This window comes from Streptomyces sp. PA03-6a (assembly GCF_033792765.1).
Classification (GTDB): Bacteria; Actinomycetota; Actinomycetes; order Streptomycetales; family Streptomycetaceae; genus Actinacidiphila.
Map to the genome: position 1 here is coordinate 1 of NZ_JARAVK010000324.1, position 8,382 is coordinate 8,382.

Here is an 8,382-nt window from a genome sequence, read left to right on the forward strand (position 1 = left end):
CCACTCGCTATGACAAGCGCGGCTATGTCTACCTCGGCACAGCCACTGCAGCAGCCCTCGTCATCTGGCTCCGCACATGATCGGCCGGACAAGTCCTAGTCGGAGTTCTCCCAGACGAGGACCCCGGGACCATCGGGTGTCACCACTGGAACCCAGGCCTCGTCCACCTCGGAGAGTCGGGATTCGTCGAGCATGAGCGGCGCAGGGAAGAGGTCGTCCCGGTTCGCGGAGCCGAAGACGTGGAAGGCGACCGCTGCCCTCAGCCGATCGAGCAGGTCCGCCGGCCAGTCCAGCCCTCTGGCCCCGGTCCCCTGCAGCTCCCCGACGAAGATCTCCTTCAGCTCGTCGTCCAGCCCCCGCCCGAAGACCGGGATCAGGAAACCCTCTTGCTCGTACCGGATGCAGCCGTACCCCCCACCCTGGTTCTGGTAGACCACGCCGGTAGGTGCCGCCACGATGACGAACACCCAGCCCTGACCGGAACCTGTGTCAAGAGGGTCAAGGAAGACGTGCCGCTTGCCACCGTCTGCATCAGTCACGATCAGGAGGATCGCACGGAAGTACGAGTCGGCTCACGACCGCCCGGGCTCCGGGTGCGTCGCCGGAGACGGACTGGACGCGCCGGACCATCGACGGCCGCCCCGGCAGGCGCACCTACGCCAGGGCCGAGCCGGCCTTCCACTGCTCCCAGGGCATGTTCCAGCCGTTGAGGCCGTTGTCGGGCGCGATGGTGTGGTCGTGGGAGTGCTTGACGACGACCACGTCGCCGACGAGGGAGTTGTTGTAGAACCACGCCGCGTCCTGCCCGGAGTCGCCGCCGCCCTGGACGTCGTTCAGGCCCACGCAGCCGTGGCTCACGTTGGAGTTCCCGAAGACGGAGTCGTTCGCCCAGTAGTTGCCGTGGATGAAGGTGCCGGAGGTGGACAGGCGCATCGCGTGCGGGACGTCGGGGATGTCGTACTCCCCCGCGTATCCCACGGTGGCGCCGTCCATGCGGGTGGAGATGAGCTTCTGGGAGATCACCATCTGCCCGTTGTACGTGGTGCTGCCCGGTGCGCCGGAGGTGATCGCGATCGTGCGGACGGTGCTGCCGTCGCGCTCGACGCGCATGGTGTGGGCGGCGGCGTCGACGGTGGAGACCTGACGGCGGCCGACGGTGAAGCGGACCGTCTTGTCCTGGGTTCCGTAGGCCTTCGCGGCGCCCTTCACGCCGTCCAGGCGCAGGCTCAGGGTGACCTCGGTGTGCGCCTTCCAGTACGTCTGGGGGCGCAGGTCCAGGCGCTGGTCGCCGAACCAGTGGCCGACGACCTCCTGGTCGCCGTCGCTGGTGACGTGTATGCCGCGTTCGACGGCCGCCTTGTCGGTGACCGGCTTGTTGAAGGTCAGCGACACGGGCATGCCGACGCCGACGGTCGAGCCGTCCTCGGGGGTGAAGGTGCCGATGAGGCGCTCGTCCTTCGTGAGCGTGGTGAAGGACAGGCTCCGGGTCTGTGTCCGGCCGGCTTCGTCCGAGGCGTGGACGACGAGCCGGTACGAGGTGCCGTAGGCCAGGGTGCCGTCCGGGGACCAGCGGCGGTGGTCGGCGGTCACGGTGCCGCGTACCGGATCTCCGGCCGCGGTGGTGAGGGTGACGGACGAGATCTTCCCGCCGGAGACCTCGACGTCGCCCGCGCTGCGGATGGATGCGTGCCGTTCGCCGTCGGTGGCGCCCGTGGTGAGGCGGAAGGCGGCCGACGCGGCGCGCAGTTCGGGAGAGGAGGCCGTGGACGGCGCCGTCCCTTGCGCGGCGGGCGCGGTGGCGGGCTGCTGGCCCGCGCAGGCGGTGAGCACCGACGCCCCGGCGACGGCAAGGGCGATCACGGTGCGGTGGGGAAGGGATGACACGCTTACTCCTGTGGACCGCGGAACTGTCATCGGGCGAGGGAGGCCGCGTCGCCCATGACGACGACGGGGTGGTCGGCGGGGTCGAGGGCCCGCAGCAACTGCTTCATGTGTGCCTTGGAGACGCTGACGCACGCGTGCGTGGGGCCGCCGTGGTCGACGTGGATCCATATGCCGCCGCCGCGGTTCGCGCCCATCGGCTGGGCGCCGTTCATCGGCGACGTACCGGGCTGGCGGTTGTAGTTGATGGCGATCACGTAGTCGAAGGAACCGGCGAGCGGTTCGCCCAGGAAGCCGACGTCATTGATGGAGAAGGCACCGGAACGGTGGTAGGGCAGCTTGGTGCCGGGGTCGGCCAGGAGTCCGCCGGCGTTGGTGAGGCCGAACACCCCTATGGGGCTGTGCAGGTCGCCGGCGTAGTGCTCGTCGGTCCAGCCCTTGTAGCCGTTGTGCGCGGCCCATTCCGCGCCCGGACGCCAGCCGCCGTCGACACGCTCCCAGAGCACGACCTTCGAGGACGACGACTTCTTGCCGGCTCCCGTGACGAGGACAACCTGCCGGGTGCGGGCCGGGATCTGCGACAGCGTCTTGGGGCCGAGCCCCGGCAGTTGGGCGGGGTACTGCGGCTTCGGAGGCTTCGGCGAGCCCGTCGTCCGCGGTGTGGCGGGGGCGCCCGCCGGCTGGCCCGTCGCCGGGTCGGGGGCGTCTTGGACGACGGAGGCCGTCTCGGGGGAAGGGGTGGGGTTCGCCTCGGGCAGGTGCTGGTAGGCGGCGATGCCGAGCGAGGAGACGATGACCGCCGCGGTCGCCGATATGTAGGGCCTGTGGAGGCGCATGGGTGCTGGCTTTCTCACGAGGGCGGGAAGTCGGGGGCGGCCCCGTGGCGGGGCGCGCGGTTCCGGCCGGGGACCGGATGGTGTCGGTGGGTGATGCGGCACGCCGGACATCGGCGCCCGTGTCATGGGCGCGGCCCTGGGCCGCGAAGGGGGTCTCACACCCGTTCAACCGGGCGGACTCCAGTTCGGGTTGCCCGGATGTCGGGGACCCGGGCCGGGACGCCGGGGACACGGGACATGCCGGTCATGCCGGCCGGCGCCCGGGGATCGGCCGCGGCGCGTCAGCGGCGGATCCCCGGGGCCGTCAGTCGGTGCTCACCGGGGGCGGGTCACCTTTGTGTCTGTTTGTGCGTGCTCCTGGTGGGCCGGGCAGAGCTCGGCCCCGGGCTCAGCTGCGGGCGTTCTTCGGCACGGTGATCTGGTGCTCGCCCCAGCTCATCCTGGTCGTCGCGTTGTAGTTGACCGTCGTACCGGCGCCGAGCCCGGCTTCCTCGGCCCGGGCGGACGGCTCGGCCAGTACGAGCACGTCACTGAGCATGGCGCCGGTGGACGGGTCCACGATCAGCCGCTCCCGCGTCGTGCCCAGCGGTCCCGGGTAGCTGATGGGGAAGTCGACCCCGACACCCTCGCGTCCCAGGGGATCGGTGACCTGCCCGGTCACCCGGACTCCGGGCAGCTCCGCCATCACCCGGTACGCGGCCGCCCGGACGGCGGGCTTCACGGGCATCGTGATGAGGTCGCCGGCCTGGCGCAGGATCCAGGCGCTGCGCGCCGAGGCGCCGGTGTCGGCGCCGCCGTCCTGCGCGTACAGCCGCTCCAGGTAGCGGCGCAGTTCCGCGCTGGTGGAGGGCAGTGCGCGAAGGTCCTTGAAGGTGACGTTGTGCGGGCCGACGGCGTAGATCTTGTCGTCGACGTTCGTCCGCATGACCATGGGCCGCCGCGCGGTGCCCATCATCGTCGCGAGCTTGCCGGTCCCGTTCTTCTTCCCGACCTGGAACTCCACCGTGCCGGGCGAGCCCGCGGCCTGCCAGCGGGCCTTGTCGGCCGCGGTCCGGGGCTCGGTCACGGAGTCCAGGCCGGAGACCATCAGGCTCCCGGTTCCGGGCCGCACGCCCACCGACCACTCGTCGGTCGACGCGCTGCGCACGGCGAAGAGGTGGCCCTCGTCACCGGCGACGTCCACGTTCTCCGAGCGCGTGGTCGTCTGCCAGTACGTTCCCTCGGCGACCGAGGTCTCCGCCTGCCTGGCCGCGCTGAGCAGTTCGATGTGGCCGTCGACACGGATGTCCGCGCCGGTGCCCGGGACCTCCGTCCCGGCGGAGGACCGCGGCTGGGCGGCCTGCCGGTCCGCCGGCTCCTGCCAGTCGAGTGCGCCCACGGCCACCACGGACGCCGCCACGGCTGCCAGGGCCACCGCTCCCAGCGGCCGGAACCCGCTCCTGCGGCGCGGCGCGAGGAAGCGCACCGCGGGGCCGTCCGTCGCTCCGGCGACGATGCGTGCGAGGTCCTCCCGCTGCCGCGCGGGGTCCACGAGCCGGGACGGGTCCAGTTCGTCGGGCCGTGCGTCCGCGAGCACCTTCATGACGTCGGGCCGCCCGGACGGCTTGTGGGTGTTCTTCACGCGGGTGCTCCTTGGCGGTGAGTGGGGTACGAGGTCTCTGCGGAGGGCGCGGACGGCGGCTCTGCCACGGGCTCCGCCGGAGGCGCCGCGTCCAGGGCCTTCTCCAGCCGGCGGCGCGCCCGGAACAGCCGGACGGTCAGCGTCGCGGTGGTGCAGTCCAGGACCTGGGCCGCTTCCTTGGCGCTCAGGCCGTGCCAGGCGATCAGCGTGAGCAGTTCCCGGTCGGCCTCGGGCAGGCTCGCGAGGGCCTGCAGCGCGTCGTGCCGGTCGGTGACCTGCGCCGCGACGTCACCGGTGTCGGTCCGGGCGCCGCTGCTGATGCGCCGTGCCTCCTCGGCGGCCAGGAGGTACTGGTGGGCGTCCCGGCGACGCAGTTCGCGCACCAGGTTGCGGGCCACGCCCAGGAGCCACGGCAGTGCCGGATGAGGGATGTCCCGCACCCGCCGCCAGGCGACGGTGAACGTCTCGCTGGTGATGTCCTCCCCTACCTGCCGTCCGACCAGGCTGGTGGCGTAGGCAAGTACACGCGGATGGCACTCCTCGTAGACGTCCCTGAAGCGCTGGGCATGTGTCACGCGCCGTCCCCTCATCTCTGCTCTCTCACCATGCAGTGAGCGCCGAGGCGCGTTTCTTACATCCCGGATCGAGAATTTCCATGGATGTGGTCCACATCACGCCGGGGACCCGGAGCCTGACACCGCCTGACCCCGAAGCCGTCGGGACGGCGGGGATCCGCCGCCCCCGATGGCTGGGGGGGGGCGGCGGATCCCCGCCGTCACGCACCGCCGGTGCCGGCGGTCAGTAGCCCGCGGTCAGGGCGCCGTCGATGGCGAGGGCCGCGCCGGTGATGAACGGACTCTCGTCACTGAGCAGGAAGGCGGCGAAGGCGGCGATCTCCGCCTCGTCCGCGGCGCGGCCGGTCGGCTGCTGGTTGAGGAGGGCGCTCGCGGCCTCCGGGTTGCTTGCGGTGAAGCCCTGCCACAGGGGGGTGTTGACCAGGCCGGTCACCAGGGCGTTGACCCGTACGCCGTGCTTGGCCGCGTCGAGCGCCGTGGAGCGGGTGAGGCCCACGACGCCGTGCTTGGCGGCGGAATAGGCGGCGGCGCCCGGGTCGCCCACCACTCCGACGACGGAGGCGTTGTTGACGATGGAGCCGCCGCCGCTGGCGACGATCGCGGGGATCTCGTGCTTGAGGCTGTGGAAGACACTGGTCAGGTTGAGGGCGATGACGCTGTCCCAGAAGGACGCGTCGATGTCCCCGATCGCGCCCTGACTGTTGCCGCCTCCCGCGTTGTTGAAGGCGCCGTGCAGGCCGCCGAATTCCGTGACGGCGACTTCGACCAAGTGCGCGACCTCCTCCTCGACGGTCACGTCCGTCGGGACGAACAGGGCCGTACCTCCTTCCCGGGTGATCTCCGCGGCGGTGGCCTCGCCGCGTTCCTTGTCGCGGGCTCCGATGAGCACGGTCGCCCCCTCGGACGCGGCGCGCTTCGCGAAGGCCGCGCCCATGCCGGAGGTGCCTCCGGTGACGATGACGACCTTGGACTGCAGGCGGTGGGACATGGGGTCTCCTTTCGTTGCCCGGCATGGCACGCGTAGGTCACGGGATGCCGGGGGTGGGTGTTCGCGGGACACGGAGCCGCGGGCTTGGCCGGTTCCTCCGTCCCACTGGTCAGTGGACGGGTGCCGGTGTTCCCGGGGCTTCCGCCGTGGCAGGGGTCGCGCTGTGGCCCGGGCGGGGGGCGTTGACCGCGACGAGGGAGAACAGGGCGGCCAGGAGCAGGAATCCGGTGGCCCACCAGAAGGCCGTGCTGAATCCGTGGACCAGCGCGGCATCGGTCGCCGCTCGGCCGTGGCCACCGTGTCCGTGGGTGGCGAGGTAGGCGGTGGTGGAGCCGGCGGCGATGGTGTTGAGCAGGGCGGTGCCGATCGAGCCGCCGACCTGCTGCGAGGTGCCGACCATGGCGGAGGCGACGCCCGCGTCCCGGGGGGCGACCCCGTGGGTGCCCAGGCTCATGGCGGGCATGAAGGCGGTGCCGATGCCGAGGCCGGTGATGATCTCGGCGACGGCGAGCAGGGCGTAGGAGCTGTCCGCGTCCAGCAGGGCGAGCAGGAGCACGCCGACCGCGCTGACGAGGTAGCCGGCGGTCATCAGCAGGCCGGGGCGCATCCTGGCGGACAGGCGGGTGCCGAGGACCATGGAGCCGAAGCCCTGTGCGACTCCCAGCGGCACGAACGCCAAGCCCGCCGCGATCGGGGAGTACCCCTTGACCAGCTGCAGGTAGTAGCTGAGGAAGAGGAACATGCCGAACATGCTCATCACGCCGAAGGCGACCGACAGGTAGGCGCCGGCGCGGTTGCGTCCGGTCAGTACGTGCAGCGGGAGGAGCGGCGACGTGATCCTGCTCTGCGTGATCAGGAAGGCCAGGAGCAGCACCACGCCGGCGAGGAGCATGGTGACGGTGAGGCCGGAGCCCCAGCCGCGGCTCTCGGCCTCGGAGAAGCCGAAGACCAGGGCGACCAGCCCGAGCGTGGCGAGGACGGCGCCGGGTACGTCGATGCGGCTACGTTTCTCCGCGCTGGGGACGTCGTGCACCACGGTGAGGGCGCCGATGATGCCGATGACGGCGAACGGGATGTTGACGAACATCGACCAGCGCCAGTTCAGGTACTCGGTGAGGACACCGCCCAGGAGCAGGCCGAGGACACCGCCCGCGGTGGCGATGGCGCCGTAGATGCCGAAGGCCTTGGCCCGCTCCTTGGCGTCGGTGAAGGTCAGGGAGATCAGGGCGAGTGCGGCGGGCGCGAGCAGTGCGCCGAAGACGCCTTGTCCGGCCCGGGCGACGAGCAGGGTGCCGAGGTTGGCCGCGGCACCACCCAGTGCGGAGGCCAGGGCGAAGCCGACGAGGCCGATGGTGAAGGTCCGCTTGCGGCCCAGCAGGTCGCCCAGGCGGCCGCCCACGATGAGCAGGCCGCCGAAGGCCAAGCCGTAGGCGGTGATGACCCATTGGCGGCCGCCGTCGGAGAAGTGCAGGGCCTGCTGGGCGGAGGGCAGCGCGATGTTCATGACGGCGCTGTCCAGGAACACCATCAGCTGGGCGATGGAGATGAAGAGCAGCGCCGCCCAGCGGCGTGGATGGGGATGGCGCGGACGGGGATGGCTTGGTGCAGGCATGGGAAGGGGGGTCTCTCGTGCGGGAGGAGGGGTGAGGGGAGCTACGGGAGGCGGCGCCCTGTGACGGCACCGCCCCGCGGCCATGTGGGGGGCCGGTCGGTGCGGTGTGCGGGGGGCCTCATGGACGTCGCCCCGCCCCGCCGCCATAAGCGGACCGGGTGGTCATGTTGACCGTAGCACGGAAGCGGACCGGGCGGTCATGTTGCCGCTCGCAATGTGACCGGGCGGTCCGGTTGCTCTACAGTGGCCGCGGAAGAGCGGAGGAAGCCATGACGAACCCGGCGGCCAGGCCGATGCGCAGCGACGCCGCGCGCAGCAGGAAACTGCTGGTGAGCGCCGCATCCGAGGCATTCGCCGAGCACGGAACCGAGGTGTCCGTCGCCCAGATCGCGGAGCGGGCGGGGATCGGCAAGGGAACCGTGTTCCGGCACTTCCCCACGAAGGACGATCTTCTGGCGGCGATCGTCTGCGAGAAGATGCACGCCCTCGCCGCGACCGGTGAGCGCCTCACGGAGGCCGGGGACCCGGCGGAGGGGCTGCGCGAATTCATGAGCGCCGCCGTCGAGCTGCAGGTCCAGGACCGCGCCTTCTGCCAGGTCGTCCACGGGGTGGCCGATGATCACGCCGAGGTGCGCGAGAGCCAGGAACGGGTGAGCGCCGTCACCGAGGCCCTGACCGACCGGGCCCGCCGGCACGGTGCCGTCCGCCAGGACATGACCGGGCAGGACGTCATGCTGCTGATGAGCGGGATCCCCTTGGCCGTCTCACGTGTGCACACGACGCAACCGCACCTGTGGCGGCGCTACCTGCGCCTGGTCTTCGACGGCATGCAGACCGCCGACGGCCCCGCCCTGCCGGGCCCCCCGCCC

At 71.5% G+C, this 8,382-nt stretch carries 8 protein-coding genes; 1 reads left to right on the plus strand and 7 read right to left on the minus strand.

What is annotated here, in order from left to right:
- Positions 1–95: 95 nt before the first annotated feature.
- The 7 genes from PV350_RS41465 to PV350_RS41495 all read right to left on the minus strand — a co-directional run bounded on the left by PV350_RS41465 (position 96) and on the right by PV350_RS41495 (position 7,513).
- On the minus strand, positions 96–539 hold the full coding sequence (locus PV350_RS41465; protein WP_499508959.1) for a DUF6210 family protein: 444 nt from the start codon (positions 537–539) through the stop codon (positions 96–98).
- Between the two features lie 115 nt (positions 540–654).
- Positions 655–1,914, minus strand: a complete 1,260-nt coding sequence (locus tag PV350_RS41470) for a L,D-transpeptidase (RefSeq protein WP_499508960.1) — start codon at positions 1,912–1,914, stop codon at positions 655–657.
- Positions 1,911–2,717, minus strand: coding sequence for a L,D-transpeptidase family protein (locus PV350_RS41475; protein ID WP_500338578.1), 807 nt, complete (start codon positions 2,715–2,717; stop codon positions 1,911–1,913). Before PV350_RS41475 ends, PV350_RS41470 begins: the two co-directional genes overlap by 4 nt.
- Positions 2,718–3,105: 388 nt before the next feature.
- Positions 3,106–4,338 carry a CU044_5270 family protein gene (locus tag PV350_RS41480; RefSeq protein ID WP_500338579.1) on the minus strand — a complete coding sequence of 411 codons (1,233 nt, stop codon included), beginning with the start codon at positions 4,336–4,338 and terminating at the stop codon, positions 3,106–3,108.
- Positions 4,335–4,913 (minus strand): RNA polymerase sigma factor, encoded by a 579-nt coding sequence (locus tag PV350_RS41485; RefSeq protein WP_500338580.1) that lies wholly within the window; start codon positions 4,911–4,913, stop codon positions 4,335–4,337. Before PV350_RS41485 ends, PV350_RS41480 begins: the two co-directional genes overlap by 4 nt.
- A gap of 223 nt (positions 4,914–5,136) precedes the next feature.
- Positions 5,137–5,901, minus strand: a complete 765-nt coding sequence (locus PV350_RS41490; RefSeq protein ID WP_500338581.1) for an SDR family NAD(P)-dependent oxidoreductase — start codon at positions 5,899–5,901, stop codon at positions 5,137–5,139.
- 109 nt (positions 5,902–6,010) lie between these two features.
- Entirely contained in the window at positions 6,011–7,513 is a 1,503-nt protein-coding gene (locus tag PV350_RS41495; RefSeq protein ID WP_499508965.1) for an MFS transporter, read from the minus strand.
- A 269-nt stretch (positions 7,514–7,782) separates the two neighbouring features.
- Between PV350_RS41495 and PV350_RS41500 the strand changes: the two genes are divergently transcribed.
- Positions 7,783–8,382, plus strand: a 600-nt coding sequence (locus PV350_RS41500) for a TetR/AcrR family transcriptional regulator (RefSeq protein WP_500338583.1), incomplete at its 3' end; no start/stop codon positions are given.